The following is a 15,311-nucleotide window of genomic DNA, read 5'->3' as shown; positions in this document are numbered from 1 at the left end:
GCCTGTTCACCCGCCCGGACGCCGAGATCCGCACGGAGATCCTCGACGACGTCCTCCTCAGGACACTGTGGATCGATCCGCGCGAGATGGACGTCTCAGTGGCCGACGGAGTGGTGCGGATGCGCGGCACGGTCGAGGCGCGCAGCGTCGCCGAGTTGGTCGAGCGTGTGGTGCGGGTCACCGACGGCGTCGTGGACGTCGTCAACGAGCTCGGCTACGAGCGGGACGACACCGGTGACAAGCCGTCGCCGGGACCGCTGCACGGCGTGTTCGGGCACCGCCGGCCGCCGGGCGTGTGATCCTCCGGGCGCGCCCAGCGCCCCCAGCGCCCGCGACGCCCGGCGACAACGTGGCGGCGGCCCCCGCTCCCGGAGGCCGCCGCCACGTTCCGCGCGTCAGCTCTTCTTCGCCTTCGCCCCGTCGGTCTTCGGCCCTTCGGCACCGGCGGCGCCGTGGTGCTCGGCGGCGACGTTGATCTTCCGGGCGGCGGCCTTGGGCGGTAGGACCACCGGCACCCGCACGGTGAGGATGCCGCCGCGGTAGTTCGCGGTGATCTCCTCTTCCTTGGCGTTGGCCGGCAGCCGCACCGCGCGGCTGAACGCGCCGTAGCGGAACTCGCTGTGCCGCTTGTCGTGCTGCTCGGAGGAACGCTCGGCCAGGATGGTCAGCGTGCCCTCGGACACCACCAGCTCGACGTCGTGCTCGGGGTCGATGCCGGGCATCTCGGCGGACAGCACGTAGGTGCCGTCCTCCTCGAACCGGTCCTCGACCCGGATCGGGTGGAAGTCCAGCTTCGGACGCCACTCCAGCATCCCGAACGGGTCGAACCAGTCCCGCAGGTCCGGCAGCGGCACGATCTGGTGGCGGCGACTGATCTCGTTCATCGACGGTCCTCGCTTTCCGCGGGAGTAGGGACGGTTCCCAGACAACCCCCGCGAACAGGAGCGCATCAGGGCCGAACGGCCCGAATCGTCAGGCCCCTGCGGCCCTGGGCCGCGACCCCCGCGGAGCGTGACCGTGGCCGTATGGACAGATACGTGTACGGATTCGCCGACGGAGGTCGGCACATGGCGAACCTGCTCGGCGGCAAGGGCGCGGGCCTGGCCGAGATGACGCGGATGGAGCTGCCGGTCCCCCCGGGCTTCACCATCACCACCGAGGCCTGCCGCGCCTATCTGGAGCACGGCCGGGAACCGGACCGGCTGGCCGACGAGATCACCAGGGAGTGGGACCGGTTCGAGACCGAGGTCCACAAGCGGTTCGGGGCGGACCGGCCGCTGCTGGTCGCCGTCCGCTCCGGCGCGGAGATCTCGATGCCCGGCATGATGGACACGGTGCTGAACGTCGGGCTCGGCGACGAGGCGGTGCTGCGGCTGGCCGAGTGGTCCGGCGACGAGCGCTTCGCGTGGGACGCGTACAGCCGCTTCGTGCGCTCGTTCGGCGAGACCGTCCTGCGGCTGCCGGAGCAGCTGTTCCAGGAGGCCGAGACGCGGGTGTGCGACGCCTTCGGCGCCGGACGGAAGAACGTTCTGGACGCCGCGCAGCTCAAGGTTCTGACCTCCGCGTACCAGGAGGTGGTGAACGCCGAAACCGGAGAGGGCATCCCCGGCGACCCGCGGCGGCAGCTGGATCTGGCCGTGCGCGCCGTCTTCGACTCCTGGAACGGCGAGCGCGCCCGCGCGTACCGGCGGCGCGAGGACATCTCGGAGGACCTCGGCACCGCGGTGAACGTCTGCCTGATGGTGTTCGGGAACCTGGGACCCGATTCGGGGACCGGCGTCGCGTTCACCCGCGACCCGGCCACCGGTGCCCCGGGCGCGTACGGCGACTACCTGCAACGGGCCGTGGGCGAGGACATCGTGGCCGGGATCCGCAACACCGTGCCGCTGGCGGAGCTGGAGCGCCTCGATCCGGCCTCCTACGCGCGGCTGCGCGCGAACCTGCGGGCGCTGGAGGCCCACTACCGCGACATGTGCGACATCGAGTTCACCGTCGAACGCGGCACTCTGTGGATGTTGCAGACGCGGATCGGCGAGCGCGGCGCCGAGGCCACGTTCCGGATCGCCTCCGACCTCGTCGACGAGGGCGTCATCACCCCGGACGAGGCGTTGGGGCGGGGCACCGGGGAGCGGCTGGCCAGACTGCTGTTCCCGCGGTTCGCCGAGTCCGGGACCGACCGGCCCGCCGCGCGCGGCGTGGCCGCGTCGCCGGGGGCCGCCGTCGGCCAGATCGTGTTCGACTCCCGCAAGGCGGTCGAGCGCAGGGAGGACGGGCGGCACGTGGTGCTCGTCCGGCCGCAGACCCGGCCCGAGGACCTGCCGGGGATGCTGGCCTCGGTCGGGCTGCTCACCACCTCCGGCGGCAAGACCTCGCACGCCGCGGTGGTGGCGCGCGGGCTCGGCATCCCGTGCGTGTGCGGTGCCGACCAGCTGGACCTGGACGTCGAGGGCGGCGTGCTGACCCTGCCGGACGGGACGCGGCTGCGCGACGGCGACTTCGTGTCCTTGGACGGCTCCACCGGCGACGTGTACGCCGGCCGGATCCCGCTGGTGCCCTCGCCGGTGGCGCGCGACTTCGTGGCGCCGGCGCCGGAGTCCGGGCAGTCGCCCGCCCAACAGGATGCGGAGACGGTGCACGATGAGGCAGTGCGCGACGAGGCGGTCGTGCGCGCGGTCCGGCGGGCCCTGGACTGGGCCGACGGACACCGCCGCCTGCGGGTGCGGGCCAACGCCGACACGCCGGACGAAGCCGTGCAGGCGCGGCGGCTCGGCGCCGAGGGCATCGGGCTGTGCCGCACCGAGCACATGTTCCTCGGGGACCGGCAGCCGATCGTGGAGCGGCTGATCCTCGCCGAGACGCCCGCCGAACGCGGGACGGCCCTGGCCGAACTGCTGACGGTGCAGCGCGAGGACTTCCGCGGGATCCTGCGGGCCATGGACGGCCTGCCGGTGGTCGTGCGGCTGCTGGACCCGCCCCTGCACGAGTTCCTGCCGGACCTGACCGAGCTCTCGGTGCGCCACGCCACCGGGGACTACCGCGGCGAGGACCGGCACCACCTGCAGCGGGTGCTGGACGCGGTGCGCCGGACGCACGAACAGAACCCGATGCTGGGCCTGCGCGGCGTCCGTCTGGGCCTGACCGTGCCCGGGCTCTACGCGAACCAGGTACGCGCGCTGGCCGAGGCCGCCGCGGGCCTGAAGGCCGAAGGGCTGGACCCGCGCCCGGAGATCATGGTGCCGCTGGTCGGTGACGTCAGCGAACTGCGGCTGGTCAAGCAGGAGGCCGAACAGGTGCTGGCCGAGGTGCGGCTGGCGACCGGGACGGCGGTCGACTGCCCGGTCGGCACCATGATCGAGCTGCCGCGGGCCGCGCTGACCGCCGGCGACCTGGCGGCCGAGGCGGCGTTCTTCTCCTTCGGCACCAACGACCTGACCCAGACCACGTGGGGCTTCTCGCGGGACGACGTGGAAGGGTCCTTCTTCCCGGCGTACCTGGAGCACAAGATCTTCGCCGTGTCGCCGTTCCAGACCATCGACCCGGCCGTCGGCTCCCTGATCACGACGGCCCTGGCCGGCGGCCGGGCGGCGCGGCCGGGGCTGGAGACCGGAGTGTGCGGCGAGCACGGCGGCGATCCGGAGTCGATCCGGTTCTTCGACCGGGCGAGGCTGGACTACGTGTCCTGCTCGCCGTTCCGGGTGCCGGTCGCGCGGCTGGAGGCGGGCAGGGCGGTGGTCGAGGGGGCGGTGGTCGAGGGGGCGTGACCTTTCAGTCCTTGGCCATCCGCAGCGCGAGCACCGGACACAGTGCCACCGCTCGCTCGGCGTGCCGCAGGAGATGGGGCGGGACCGGGTTCGGGGACAGCACGGGAAATCCCCACGGGTCGCGCCCCACCATCTCCGGGAACGCCTCGATGCACAGCCCGTGCCCCTGGCAGGCGATCGGATCCACACGGAGCCGGGGGGCGGGCGAGTCGTTCCTCCTCATGATCACACCTTCTCCGGAACTCGTGCCGCGCCGGCCGGAATCGGCAGGATCGGCGCTCTGCGCAAGCCGGCACACGGCCCCTGGCCTGTGTGCCGGCGCAGGTCGTCGCCGAACTCGGTCAACGCGCTGGCGATGAGGCGCACCGCGCCGTCGGGATGGCGGCAGGCACCGCGCCCCGCGACGTACGGCATCAAGGACGCGATGACGGCGGCGGACTCACGGTCGCCTCGCAGGGAGAGGTCTGTCAGGGCGTCGGCAAGCGCTGGAAGCCCGTTGAGACAGGGCCCGCACTGTGCGGCGCTCTGTCCCGCCAAGTACGTCGCGACGCGCGCCGTCTCCGCCAGCCCGCAGGAAGTCGCCGGCAGCGCCAGGAAGACACCCGCTCCCATGGCCGCGCCCACGGACTGCAGTCCTCCCGGAGTGATCCGCGCCGAGGCGAACCGGTGGGCACGCATCCAGGCTCCGAAGTAGCCGCCGCACAGCACGGCCTGCAGGGGTTCGGCGGGACCGCCCGCCACGGCCAGGAGCTCCGCACCCGACAGGCCCAGTTCGACCTCGTACACGCCCGGGACCGCGACGGCGCCGTCCAGGGTCACCAGTGTGGTGCCCGGGGCGTCCGGTGTGCCGAGGGTGCGGAACCAGGCGGCACCGTGGCGGACGATCAGGGCCAGGTGCGCGAGGGTCTCGACGTTGTCGACCAGCGTCGGCCGCCCGCGCACGCCCTTCTCGAACGGCCTGGGAGGGGTGAAGGTCGGCAGCGCCGGGCCGCCGTTGAGCTGGTGCACCAGCGCGCTCTCCTCGCTGGCGACGTAGCGGTCCGGGACGGTGACGATCTCGATTTCCGGGCCGGGGAGACCGGCGCCGCGCCGTTCGGTCAGGGCGTGGCGCAAAGTGCTGATCACGGCGTCCTGGTTCTCGTGCACGCACAGGTACGCGTTCCGTGCCCCGACCGCCCGGGCGGCGAGGGCGATGCCGTCGAGGATCAGATGCGGCGCTTTCACCAGCAGGGTGCGGTCCTTGGTGCTCGCGGGCTCTCCTTCGCAGCCGTTGGCCACCACGACCGGTGCGCCGGACCGGCGGGATCCGGCCGCCACCGTGCGCAGCTTCCGGCCGGTCGGGAACGCCGCACCGCCCCGCCCGGTGAGGCCGGCGCGCTCGACGGCTTCCATGATCGCGACCGGATCGGCGACGGGCAGCGGGCCGTGGCAGCGCTGATGCGCGGCCAGATCGGCGGGCGAGGAGCCGGTCGCGGTGAGACGGTGTGCGGTGGTCATGCCGCACCCGCCGACAACGTGCCGGTCATCGCCGTACCGGACAGCGAGAGGTCGAAGTCCAGCGCGACGGCCTCCCCGGCCGCGTCGCGCACCGAGGCCTGGATCGTGCCGCCGTTCAGCTTGGTGACCTGGCCGGTGTAGCGCTGCGGCTGTGCGGTCGGGCCGAAGAAGACCTGGCTGCTGTCCATCGCCACGCCGCCGCCGGAGGCCGCCGTGCCCCTGATGACGATCTTGAAGGCGACGGGATCGGCACCGGTGCCGGTGACGGTCACGCTCACGGCGTCCTCCTCGGATCCGGAGTTGCTCACCGTGCCGGAGACCGGGGTCCGGAACGGGAGCGACGGAATCGTGCTGGAAACGGCCGGCCCGGCCGGGTTCGCGGTCGCCGTGGCGGACTGCGCCCGCGCCAGCAGGGCGGCGGGCGTTCCGGCCCGGGCCGCCCAGCCGGGGCGCAGCGGGCCGGTCACCGCCCACGCGCCCGCCGCCAGGACGACGACGGCGCCGGTCGCCGCCGCGACCAGCCGGGTCCGAGCGTGGTCGGGCCATCCGACCGCCAGCCGCCAGACCCCGGCGCCCAGCACGGCGGCCACGCAGACGATGGTGAGGCCCAGCACCACGGGCTGCCTGGGGTCCGAGCCCGTTCCGAGCCCGTGCACGACCGCGGCGGGCCAGCACGCGTAGGCGGCCCAGTGCACGGCGCGCCATACCCGCACGCTGATCCGCCTTCGCAGAAGGCTGGTGATGGTGACGGCCAGGAGCAGGTCGAACGCCACCGTTCCCAGACCCAGCCACAACGGCCGGTAGGAGGAGGCGAAGGGGACGACGAGCGAGAGCCAGCCGACCGGTGCGTAGGAGTCGACGACGGCCGTGCCGATGTGCAGAGCCAGGAAGGCGAGCACCAGCAGCGAGAGATTGCGGTGCACGCCGAGGGTGACCAGGCGCGGCCAGCGGTCGGAGGCCGCGCGGACCTGGACGACGATGCCGAGCACCACGCTCGCGGTGAGCAGGATCAGGGCTATGACGCCGGTGGCCCGGGTGGCGTACCACAGGGGTGCGGTCGACGTGACGACGGCGGCGGAGGTCATGGCCGACCGCCGGGGTGATCGGCGTCGTCCGGGGCCGGCGGATCGGTATGGGGGGCGGAGGCTGCCGGAGCAACGGGAACTGCTCGATCAGCGGGGGCAGCGGGGGCAGCCGGAGCAACGGGAGCAGCCGGGCCGACGCCATCGATCACGCCGACCGACCCGAGCGACGCGGCCCCGCCTCCAGCCGCCCGAGCGCCGGCCGGATCGGCGGGCCAGCCTCCGAACACCGCCACCGCTCCATCGCGGCGCACCAGGCGCGCCGGTACGTCGATCTCCCGCAGCCAGCGCGCGGCGCGCTCGCCCCGGACGATCGCGGCGGTGGCGACCGTGTTGGCTTCCAGACAGGACGCCGCGGCGACGGTCGCCGTGCGCCAGCACCCGTCGGTCGGCCGGCCGGTCCGCGGATCGACGATGTGGTGCACGACGATCCGGCCGGCGTGTCCCGGGACCGGGACCGGCCACGTGCGCACCGTCGTGCTGGAGGTCGCGAGCCCGCCGTCGCGCACGGCGACCGTCTGCCCGGGGGCGTCGTCCCCGCTGCGGTGGTCCTCGGCCACCCGCACCCGCCACCCGTCGTCCGGCGCCGGGCCGCGTACGGCGAGGTCGCCGCTCAGGCTCACCAGGACGCCACAGCCCGCCGCGGCCGCGGCGTGGTCGGCCGCACGGTCCGTCGCCAGCGCCTTGGCCGTCGCGCCGAAGTCGAGCGCGATGCCCTGCGGCACCCGGACCCGGCGGCGGTCCCGGTCCCACGTGATGGTCCGCCAGTTCGTCTGGTTCAGCCGGCCCGTGCGGTTCAGCCGGCCCGTCCGGTCAGGGCGATCCGAATGGTCGGTCGGATCCGGCCGGTCCGTCGCCGCCCGGCTCGCCGAGCCGGTCACGACCGTGTCGGCGAGCTCTGCGAAATCCCGGTCGTAACCCAGCGCCCGCAGCGCCGCACCGCAGGCCGGGTCCACATCGCCGTCCGTCGCCCCGGCCGCCCACAGCGCCGCCTCCAGCGCCTCGGCGAACAGCGGTCCCACGGCGACGAAGGCGCCCGCCGCGGCGTTGACCCGCGAGAGCTCGGAGTCCTCGCGGAACCGGCTGCACGCGGCGTCGATCGCGGCGATCTCGCGCCGGACCGCCGCCGCGGCCCGCTCGAGCGCGCCGGGATCCGTGGTCAGCACGACCGCGAGCCCGCCGAGCGCGGGGAACTCCGCACGGCCCACCGGTGCCACATCCGTGTCCATGGGCTCAGGACCCTCCTGACGTCACGTGGCTCCCGCCGCCGGTGGTCCCCGGCGCCGTCGCCGGCCCCTGGATCCCGCCGCCGGTCGACGGCGAGTTGTCGTCTCCGGTCGAGGAGCCGCCGCCGAGGGCGGGATGCGGCAGGTGCGTGGGCAGCAGGTGGGCGAACCCCGCTCCCAGGAGCACGGCGCCGGCCGCCGCGAGCGTCCCGGCTCTCCAGGTGAGGTGGTTGACCCGGGTCAGAGCACGGTCCCGGGCGGCTGTCGCGTGGCGAGTTCTGGTATCCATGGCACCGCTCCGACGTCGCTGGTCCTGTACCTTCCAGCTTGATCGGGAGGTCCTGAGGAACCGGTGAGGAACTCCTTCAGGAACGGTAAAGATCTTCGGATCGTCCGGATGGCGGCCGACGGGCCGCTCAGCGCCAGGACGACGCCAGGTGTGCCGCCAGCATGGCGAACACCAGGCCGCCGGCCAGGCCCACGGCGGTCAGCGCCCACCGCAGTCCGCTTCCCCCGATCGCCGTGGCCGTCCGGCGCACCCGCGTCAGCGGCACGTCCGCGGCCACGAGGCGCGGCAGTCGCCACAGGTAGGCCAGGACGTGGATCGTCATCGCCCCGGCCCACAGGACGAAGAACCCCTTGTGGAGCAGGAGCATCGGCAGCCCCGCCACCCGGGTGGACTTTCCGAACCCCAGGGCGATGCCGGTCGCCATCACCGCGCACGACGTCAGCATCACGAAGGGCCCCAGGACCCGCAGCACGATCATCGGCGGCCCCTTACGCACGTAGGCGGGGTGGCCGGTGTAGTACCGCGCGAACCGGTAGCAGGTGGACACGATCTTGACGCACACCGGTCCGACCAGCAGGAAGCCGATGAAGTAGTGCCAGTAGAGCAGGTTCTCGAGGCCGAGGATGGTGACGCCCTCGGCCGCGAACAGCACCAGCAGGACCGTCCCGGTGATCGCCGTCAGCCGCTCGTTCCCCTCGGGTCCGGCGCCGCCGGCGCGGGACCGTCGCCGGGGGCCGATGCTCGCTGACGTGCTCACTGGCGGGTCCTTCCGGTCATGCTTCCGAGGCCTGTGCGGCCCCAGGATGCCGGATCGACTCTTCAGAAAAGGCAAAGACGCCTCGCGAGCGGCGGCCGGGCGGCCGTCAGGGGTTCGGGCCCGCGGCGGGAAGCTCGATCTCGACGGTGAGTCCGCCGCCGGCGGTGTCCGTCAGCCGGACCTCGCCGCCGTTCGCGGTGACCAGCCGGTGCACGATGGCCAGGCCGAGCCCGCTGCCGGCGCCGCCGCTGGTCCCGAACCGCCGGAAAGCGGCCTGTTTGGCCGGCTCGCCCATCCCGGGTCCGTCGTCGGCGACCCGGATCCGCACCCGGTCCCGGCCGGCGGCGGACGCCACCACCCGCACGTGCCCGCCGGCCGGGACCGCGGCCAGCGCGTTGGCGATGAGGTTGTCGAGGATCTGCTCCAGGTCGCCCGGCGCCAGCAGGGCCCGGACCGGCCCGGCGGCGACCGCGGCCAGGGCCTGGCCGTTCTCCCGCGCCACCGGCTCCCACGCGGCCACCCGCTCGGCCGCGACGGCGTCCGCCGGCACCGGTTCCCGGCGCGGCACCGCCGCCTCGGCCCTGGCCACGGCGAGCAGGCCGTCGACGAGGCGGGACAGGCGCCCGATCTCCTCCTGCACCCCGGCGAGCTCGGCCGCGAGATCAGGGCCCTGCCACGCCGCGGCGGTCGCGGCGCCGCCCGGTCCGGTCGGCGGGCGGGTGGACGCGCCCTCGCCACCCGGCTCCCGGGCGCCCTGCTCGGAGGGCTCCGCGGCCTCCGCCGCCGCGACCTCCCCGGCCAGCACGTCCAGCCGCAGCCGCAGCGCGGTCAGCGGGGTCCGCAGCTGGTGCGACACGTCGGCGACCCATCCCCGATGCGCGTCGACCAGCGTCTGGGTGCGCTCGGCCATGCGGTTGAACGTCGCGGCCAGCCTGCGCACCTCCGCCGGTCCGGCCCCGGTCGCGGCCCGGACGTCGAGCTCACCGTCGCCGAGGCGCGCGGCGGCCGCGTCGAGCCCGCGCAGGGGACGGCCGACCCAGCGCGCCAGAGCGGCCGCGAGCACGACGCCGAGCGCCAGGCAGCCGGCGCCGGTCAGGGCCAGCCAGGTCCACATCGCCTCGACCCGGTCGTCCAGCGGGTCGGCCGAGCGGGCCAGGACCACGACCCCGGCGTCGCCGTTGTCGCCGACCGGGATCGCGGCCCGCAGCCAGTCCCCGTCCCGCCCGACCACCTGGTTCCGCTCCGACCTGGCGCGCGCGGCCAGGGCGACGGCGGCGGTGTCGCCGGCCACGACGCAGTTCGTGCCCGCCACCTCCACGCCCCCGGGGTCGTACACCGCGGCGCAGTCGCCGCGCCGCGCCGCCTCGGCCACCGCCTGGTTCATCGCGTCCGGGGGATGGTGGTCGGCCAGTGTCTCCTCGGCCGCCGCGGTGATCTGGCGCGCGGCCGAGACGGTGGTGAACCGGAACGACTCCTCCTCGCGGGACTGCATGGCCGCGCCCAGCGGGATCACGGCCGCCACCAGCAGGACCGCGACCAGGGCCGCGAAGGCCAGGGCGATGCGCCGGGACACGGCGGTCAGTCCCGCGGCGGCGCGGGCGGCGCCGCCGCGGCCCCGGGCACCGGCCCCAGCCGGAACCCGCGTCCGTAGACCGTCTCGACCAGCCCTTCGACGCCGAGCTTGCGGCGCAGCGCGGCGATGTGGACGTCGAGGACCTTGGTCGGGCCGTACCAGTTGGCGTCCCAGGCCCGTTCCAGCAGCTCCTGGCGCGACACCACCCGGCCCGGGTCGGCGGCCAGGCATTCGATGATGTCGAACTCCTTCGGGGTCAGCGCGACCTCGACGCCGGAGACGGTGACCCGCCGGGTGCGCGGGTCGACGGTCAGCGGACCGTACGCGTACGCCCCCGAGCCGGCCGGCCGGGTCCGGCGCAGCACGGCGCGGACCCGGGCCTGCAGCTCGGCCAGCCCGAACGGCTTGACGAGATAGTCGTCGGCGCCGGAGTCCAGGGTGGCGACCCGGTCGCGTTCCTCGCTCCGCGCGGTGACGACGATGATCGCCGCGTCCCCGCGCCGGTGCAGAGTGCGGCACACCTCGATCCCGTCGAGGTCCGGCAGGCCGAGGTCGAGCAGCACGACGTCGGCCGGCGGGGCGGCGAGCGCGTCGGCGCCGGTGGCCGCGGTGTCCACGGTGTAGCCGGCCCGGGCCAGGCCGCGCACCAGCGACTGCGCGATGCCGGCGTCGTCCTCGACCACGAGGACCCGGATGCCGAGTCCGAACCCGTTCGCTGCGGTGCCTGCGTCCACGGGTCCAGCCTAGAACCGCGCGGGCGCCGATCCCGCCTTCACCCCCGGCGCGTCCCGTGGCGGATCCCCCACGGGACGCGCCGGGAGCGCCACTGTCCCGAACTACGTCAGAACCCGTAGATACCCGGGGACGCCGCCACCGCCGCCCGGTCCGGCCGGGTGGCCATCAGCCGTGTGACGGATCAAACACTCTACGCGTCCGATCGTACTAGGCACAGTCGGACGGCCCGATGGCGTGGTTGTTCGCCACCATGGCGTTGACATGCGGGTTTTGTTTCATCAGACTCTCGCGGCGACGGCCGTCTTCACCTCCCCGGACCACTGTCCGGGGTGCCACCCGCCATCCGATGAGGACAGACGTGACCATCGCTCTCGCCGCACCACCCGCCACCGTCCCCCGTCCCGCCTTCGCCCCGCCGGTGAACCTCAGCGGCCAGGGCCACTACCTGCACTGGGGCTTCGTCCAGGTCTCGGTCGCCAACGTCGTCGTGATCGCGGCGATCGCGGTCGCGTTCGTGGTGGCGCTGTTCGTGCCCTTCCCCGGGTCGAAGGGACGCGACGGACGATGACCGACCAGCTCGTCGACACCACGGCGCGCCCGGAGCCGCTGCCGGAACCGGAGGCCGGCGGCTGGACCGGCGCTCTGCGCCGCCGGATCTTCGACACCATGCCCCCGGAGCGGCTGCTCCCCGACACCCAGCCCTCGTACGTGGCCTCGTGGATCTACGTCTTCGGGGTGCTGTCCCTCACCGCGCTGCTCACCGTGATCGCCACCGGGACGATCCTCGCCCTCAAGGGCGCGGCCTGGTGGCACGTGTCGGGCACCGGACACTTCGTCAACAGTCTGCACCTGTGGTCGGTGGAGCTGTTCATGACGTTCATGTCGATCCACCTGATCGCCAAGTTCTTCATGGCGGCCTGGCGCGGCCGGCGGCTCATGACCTGGATCACCGGGGTCGTGGCCTTCGGGTGCTCGGCGTTCACCGCGCTGACCGGATACCTCGTCCAGCAGAATTTCGACGCGCAGTGGATCGCGGTCCAGGCCAAGGACGGGCTCAACGCGATCGGCGTCGGCGCCTACTTCAACACGATGGACTTCGGGCAGATGCTCATCTGGCACGTGGCCCTGCTGCCGCTGGTGATCTCCGTCATCGTGGCCTGGCACATCCTGCTGGTCCGGCGCCGCGGGGTGGTCCCGCCCCTCCCCCTGCCGGGAACGGAAGCGCAGCGGGAAACGGAGGCGCAGGCATGATCCGCCGCCCGCGCGGCCCGCGCCGCCCGCACACCGAACCGGACCCGTACTCCTTCGGCTCCCGGCCGTACGACCTCGTCAAGGAGTTCGTGCTGGCCCTGGTGGCGGTCGTCGTGCTGACCCTCGTGCTCGCCGCCGCCTTCTCCTCCCCCGACGTGAAGCCGATGACCGTCGCCTCCTGGGCGAAGGCCGACCCCGGCGACTTCGCCGCCACCGCCGTGGCCGAACTCGACGGCTCCAGCGACACCGCCGGCTACGGGCCGCCCTACAACACCGCCGCGGACGGCCAGAAGCTCGGCCCGCTGGCCCTGGCCAAGGCCGCCGGCGTCACCCACCCGATCGACAGCGCCGAGGCCTTCGTGCTCAAGCCGCTGGCCGCGATCCCGCAGAACCCTGACGTCGACGCCGCGGTCGGCGCCTGGAAGTCCGCGAGCCCGGACCAGCGGTCCGGATGGACGGGCGCCTACGCCGACGCGCTGACCAAGGCCGGCGGTGATCCGGCGAAGATGCCGGCCGGCGACTACGGGCCGGTGCCCGTCCTGATCGCCCAGCTCACCCGCCAGGCCCAGTCCGGCGCCCTGGACGGCGAACTGCTCTCCGAAGGAGGCTTCTACCACTCCGACTACACCCTGCCCCTGATGTTCATGGCCGACGGCAGCGACCTGACCGCCGAAGCCCAGAGCCAGCATCTGACCGGCACCCAGTGGGGCATGATGAACGAGGCCGGCGACTTCCCCGGCCAGGTGTGGCTGGCGCCGTTCACGTTCTGGTACCAGATCTCCCCCTACAAGACGTCCGGCAACGGCGACGCGCTGGTCTGGGGCACCATGGCCGTCGTCAGCGGGATCCTGTTGTTCCTGCCGCTGATCCCGGGCCTGCGCTCGATCCCGCGGTACGTCCCGGTCTACCGGCTCATCTGGCGGCAGCACTACCGGTCCCGGGCGAGGTCCTGACCCGGAACCGTCGCACGGCTCCTCCGGCCGCCCCGGCGCAGCGAGCGCCGAGGCGGCCGGTAGGGGACTGGTAGGCGGCCGGTAGGGGGCTGGGACCTTCGGCCCTGGGGACGCCGGGTCCATGTGCTCTGACCGGTCACCCGGGACCGCGTCACGCTGCTGATATGGGCACCGCGACGAGCGCACCGACCGTCCCTCCACCGCCCCGGCGCGCGGTGATCTCCGCCGACGCGCTGGACGACCTGCTCGCGGCGCTGCGCGCGGCGGGTTTCCGGCCCGTCGGCCCGACCGTCGGCGCCGGCGCGATCGTCCTGGACGAGCTGGCCTCGGCCGCCGATCTGCCGCACGGGCGCGGGTCCGCGACGGCGCCCGGGAGCTACCGGCTCACCGAGCGCGGCGACCGCGCGGTGTTCGGGCATTCGGCCGGACCGCAGTCCTGGAAGCGGTTCCTGCATCCGGCCCGGCGGCGGCTGCTCACCGCCGACCGCGATCCGCGGACCGGCGAGACGAGCCTGCGGGCCGACGCCGAGATCCCGGTCCCCTACGCCTTCGTCGGGGTGCGGCCGTGCGACCTGGCCGCGATCAAGATCCTGAACCGGGCACTGCGCCGGGCGCCGGAAGGGGACCGCGGGCCGTTCATCGTCACCGTCGAGTGCACCGAGCCCGGCGCCGCCTGCTTCTGCGCCTCGGCCGGGACCGGTCCGGGCTGTGCCGACCGGATCGGCGACTTCGATCTGGCGCTGCTGGAGACGGACGACGAGAACGGGCACCGCTTCCTGGTCACCGTCGGCAGTGAGCGGGGGGACGCGGTCCTGGACGCGGTGCCGCGCGATCCGGTCCCGGACGGGATGCTGGAAGCGGCGCGCGCGGCGGTCGCCGCGGCCGCGGGCCGGATGGGCCGGGCCCTGCCGCCGACCGATCTGCGGGTGCTGCTGGCCCGCTCGGCCGACGCCGGTCACTGGGCCGACGTCGCCGACCGGTGCCTGGCCTGCGGCAACTGCACCATGGTGTGCCCCACGTGCTTCTGCACCTCGGTCGAGGACACCACCGATCTGACCGGCGATCACGCCGAGCGCTGGGAGTCCTGGGACTCCTGCTTCGACATCGACTTCTCGTACCTGCACGGCGGGTCGGTCCGGACCTCCACGCGCAGCCGCTACCGGCAGTGGCTGACGCACAAGTTCGGGACCTGGCACGACCAGTTCGGCACCTCGGGCTGCGTGGGCTGCGGGCGCTGCGTCGCCTGGTGCCCGGTCGGCATCGACGTCACCGCCGAACTGGCGGCCCTGGACGCCGAAGCCGCGACGGAGTCCGGGGACGCGCGATGACCGCCTCCCTGTTCTCCCTGGTGCCGGCGCGGTACCGCGTGACCGAGAACCGGCGCGAGAGCGGCGACACCCGCACCCTGAGCCTGGCCCCGCTGGACCGGCCGCTCCCCCGCCCCCGCCCGGGCCAGTTCACGATGGTCTACGTCTTCGGGGTCGGCGAGATCCCGCTGTCGGTCAGCGGCCACGCGGTGAACGGCGACCGGAGCCTCACGCACACCGTCCGCGCGGTCGGGGCCGTGTCGGCCGCGCTGTGCCGGGCCGAGCCGGGGACCGTGGTCGGTGTGCGCGGCCCGTTCGGGACCGGCTGGGAGGTGTCCCGCTCGCGCGGCCGGGACCTCTTGTTCGTCGCCGGGGGCATCGGCTTGGCGCCGCTGCGCCCGCCGCTGCTGGAAGTGCTCGGCGCGCGCCGCGAGTACGGGTTCGTCACCGTCGTCGCCGGCGCCCGGACCCCGGCGGACCACCTCTACGGCGTCGAGGACGAGTGCTGGCGCGCCCACGGGGTGACGGTGCTGCGCATCGTCGACCGGGTTCCGGAGGAACCCGGCCCGCGGGGGCCGACGGTGTGGCCGGGCCCGGTGGGACTGGTCACCGACCTGTTGCCGGAAATCCGGCTCCGCCCTGAGCGGACCACCGCCTACCTGTGCGGGCCCGAGGCGATGATGACGCACACCGGGGCCGCGCTCACCGGTCTCGGGATGGGTCCGGCCGCCATCGAGGTGTCGCTGGAGCGGAACATGCGCTGCGGCGTGGGGGTGTGCGGACACTGCCAGCTCGGTCCGGACTTCGTCTGCCTGGACGGGCCGGTGACCACCCTGGAGCACGCCGCACCGCTGCTCGCCGTCCGAGAGCTGTGAGAGGG

Annotated in this window: 16 protein-coding genes; 7 read left to right on the top strand and 9 right to left on the bottom strand. The window is 74.0% G+C overall.

Annotated features, from left to right (window positions below):
* The coding region (locus ABD466_RS40655; RefSeq protein WP_344662643.1) for a BON domain-containing protein at nt 1–299 on the top strand (299 nt) is incomplete at its 5' end.
* Between the two features lie 96 nt (nt 300–395).
* Here the strand turns inward: ABD466_RS40655 and ABD466_RS40650 are convergent.
* On the bottom strand, nt 396–884 hold the full coding sequence (locus ABD466_RS40650; protein ID WP_344662642.1) for an Hsp20/alpha crystallin family protein: 489 nt from the start codon (nt 882–884) through the stop codon (nt 396–398).
* Between the two features lie 141 nt (nt 885–1,025).
* On the opposite strand from ABD466_RS40650, the gene ppdK reads away from it, so the two are divergent.
* Nucleotides 1,026–3,761 carry a pyruvate, phosphate dikinase gene (gene ppdK / locus ABD466_RS40645; RefSeq protein WP_344662641.1) on the top strand — a complete coding sequence of 912 codons (2,736 nt, stop codon included), beginning with the start codon at nt 1,026–1,028 and terminating at the stop codon, nt 3,759–3,761.
* Between the two features lie 4 nt (nt 3,762–3,765).
* Here the strand turns inward: ppdK and ABD466_RS40640 are convergent, their stop codons facing one another.
* From ABD466_RS40640 to ABD466_RS40605, 8 genes are all read right to left on the bottom strand, one after another.
* Complete coding sequence (locus ABD466_RS40640) at nt 3,766–3,984, bottom strand: ferredoxin (protein WP_344662640.1); 219 nt, start codon at nt 3,982–3,984, stop codon at nt 3,766–3,768.
* A gap of 2 nt (nt 3,985–3,986) precedes the next feature.
* Nucleotides 3,987–5,258, bottom strand: coding sequence for an NADH-ubiquinone oxidoreductase-F iron-sulfur binding region domain-containing protein (locus ABD466_RS40635; protein ID WP_344662639.1), 1,272 nt, complete (start codon nt 5,256–5,258; stop codon nt 3,987–3,989).
* The gene (locus tag ABD466_RS40630; protein WP_344662638.1) at nt 5,255–6,343 is read right to left on the bottom strand and encodes a ferric reductase-like transmembrane domain-containing protein; all 1,089 of its coding nucleotides are present in this window, start codon (nt 6,341–6,343) and stop codon (nt 5,255–5,257) included. The genes ABD466_RS40635 and ABD466_RS40630 overlap by 4 nt, the downstream gene beginning before the upstream one ends.
* On the bottom strand, nt 6,340–7,569 hold the full coding sequence (locus ABD466_RS40625; RefSeq protein ID WP_344662637.1) for an FAD:protein FMN transferase: 1,230 nt from the start codon (nt 7,567–7,569) through the stop codon (nt 6,340–6,342). Before ABD466_RS40625 ends, ABD466_RS40630 begins: the two co-directional genes overlap by 4 nt.
* Nucleotides 7,570–7,573: 4 nt before the next feature.
* Entirely contained in the window at nt 7,574–7,855 is a 282-nt protein-coding gene (locus ABD466_RS40620; protein WP_344662636.1) for a hypothetical protein, read from the bottom strand.
* A gap of 127 nt (nt 7,856–7,982) precedes the next feature.
* Nucleotides 7,983–8,612 carry a hypothetical protein gene (locus tag ABD466_RS40615; protein ID WP_344662635.1) on the bottom strand — a complete coding sequence of 210 codons (630 nt, stop codon included), beginning with the start codon at nt 8,610–8,612 and terminating at the stop codon, nt 7,983–7,985.
* Nucleotides 8,613–8,718: 106 nt separating this feature from the next.
* Nucleotides 8,719–10,185: a HAMP domain-containing sensor histidine kinase gene (locus ABD466_RS40610; protein WP_344662634.1), complete on the bottom strand. Its 1,467-nt coding sequence runs from the start codon at nt 10,183–10,185 to the stop codon at nt 8,719–8,721.
* 5 nt (nt 10,186–10,190) lie between these two features.
* Nucleotides 10,191–10,919, bottom strand: coding sequence for a response regulator transcription factor (locus tag ABD466_RS40605; protein WP_344662633.1), 729 nt, complete (start codon nt 10,917–10,919; stop codon nt 10,191–10,193).
* Nucleotides 10,920–11,278: 359 nt separating this feature from the next.
* Between ABD466_RS40605 and ABD466_RS40600 the strand changes: the two genes are divergently transcribed.
* The 5 genes from ABD466_RS40600 to ABD466_RS40580 all read left to right on the top strand — a co-directional run bounded on the left by ABD466_RS40600 (nt 11,279) and on the right by ABD466_RS40580 (nt 15,306).
* Nucleotides 11,279–11,488: a hypothetical protein gene (locus tag ABD466_RS40600; protein ID WP_344662632.1), complete on the top strand. Its 210-nt coding sequence runs from the start codon at nt 11,279–11,281 to the stop codon at nt 11,486–11,488.
* Complete coding sequence (locus ABD466_RS40595) at nt 11,485–12,171, top strand: cytochrome b N-terminal domain-containing protein (protein ID WP_344662631.1); 687 nt, start codon at nt 11,485–11,487, stop codon at nt 12,169–12,171. The genes ABD466_RS40600 and ABD466_RS40595 overlap by 4 nt, the downstream gene beginning before the upstream one ends.
* The gene (locus tag ABD466_RS40590) at nt 12,168–13,124 is read left to right on the top strand and encodes a hypothetical protein (RefSeq protein WP_344662630.1); all 957 of its coding nucleotides are present in this window, start codon (nt 12,168–12,170) and stop codon (nt 13,122–13,124) included. The genes ABD466_RS40595 and ABD466_RS40590 overlap by 4 nt, the downstream gene beginning before the upstream one ends.
* Before the next feature lie 164 nt (nt 13,125–13,288).
* Nucleotides 13,289–14,452 (top strand): 4Fe-4S dicluster domain-containing protein, encoded by a 1,164-nt coding sequence (locus ABD466_RS40585; protein ID WP_344662629.1) that lies wholly within the window; start codon nt 13,289–13,291, stop codon nt 14,450–14,452.
* Nucleotides 14,449–15,306: an FAD/NAD(P)-binding protein gene (locus tag ABD466_RS40580; protein ID WP_344662628.1), complete on the top strand. Its 858-nt coding sequence runs from the start codon at nt 14,449–14,451 to the stop codon at nt 15,304–15,306. Before ABD466_RS40585 ends, ABD466_RS40580 begins: the two co-directional genes overlap by 4 nt.
* Nucleotides 15,307–15,311: the final 5 nt, after the last annotated feature.

This window comes from Catenulispora subtropica, from assembly GCF_039531675.1.
Lineage (GTDB): Bacteria > Actinomycetota > Actinomycetes > Streptomycetales > Catenulisporaceae > Catenulispora > Catenulispora subtropica.
This window is presented reverse-complemented; position numbering and strand designations above follow the sequence as displayed.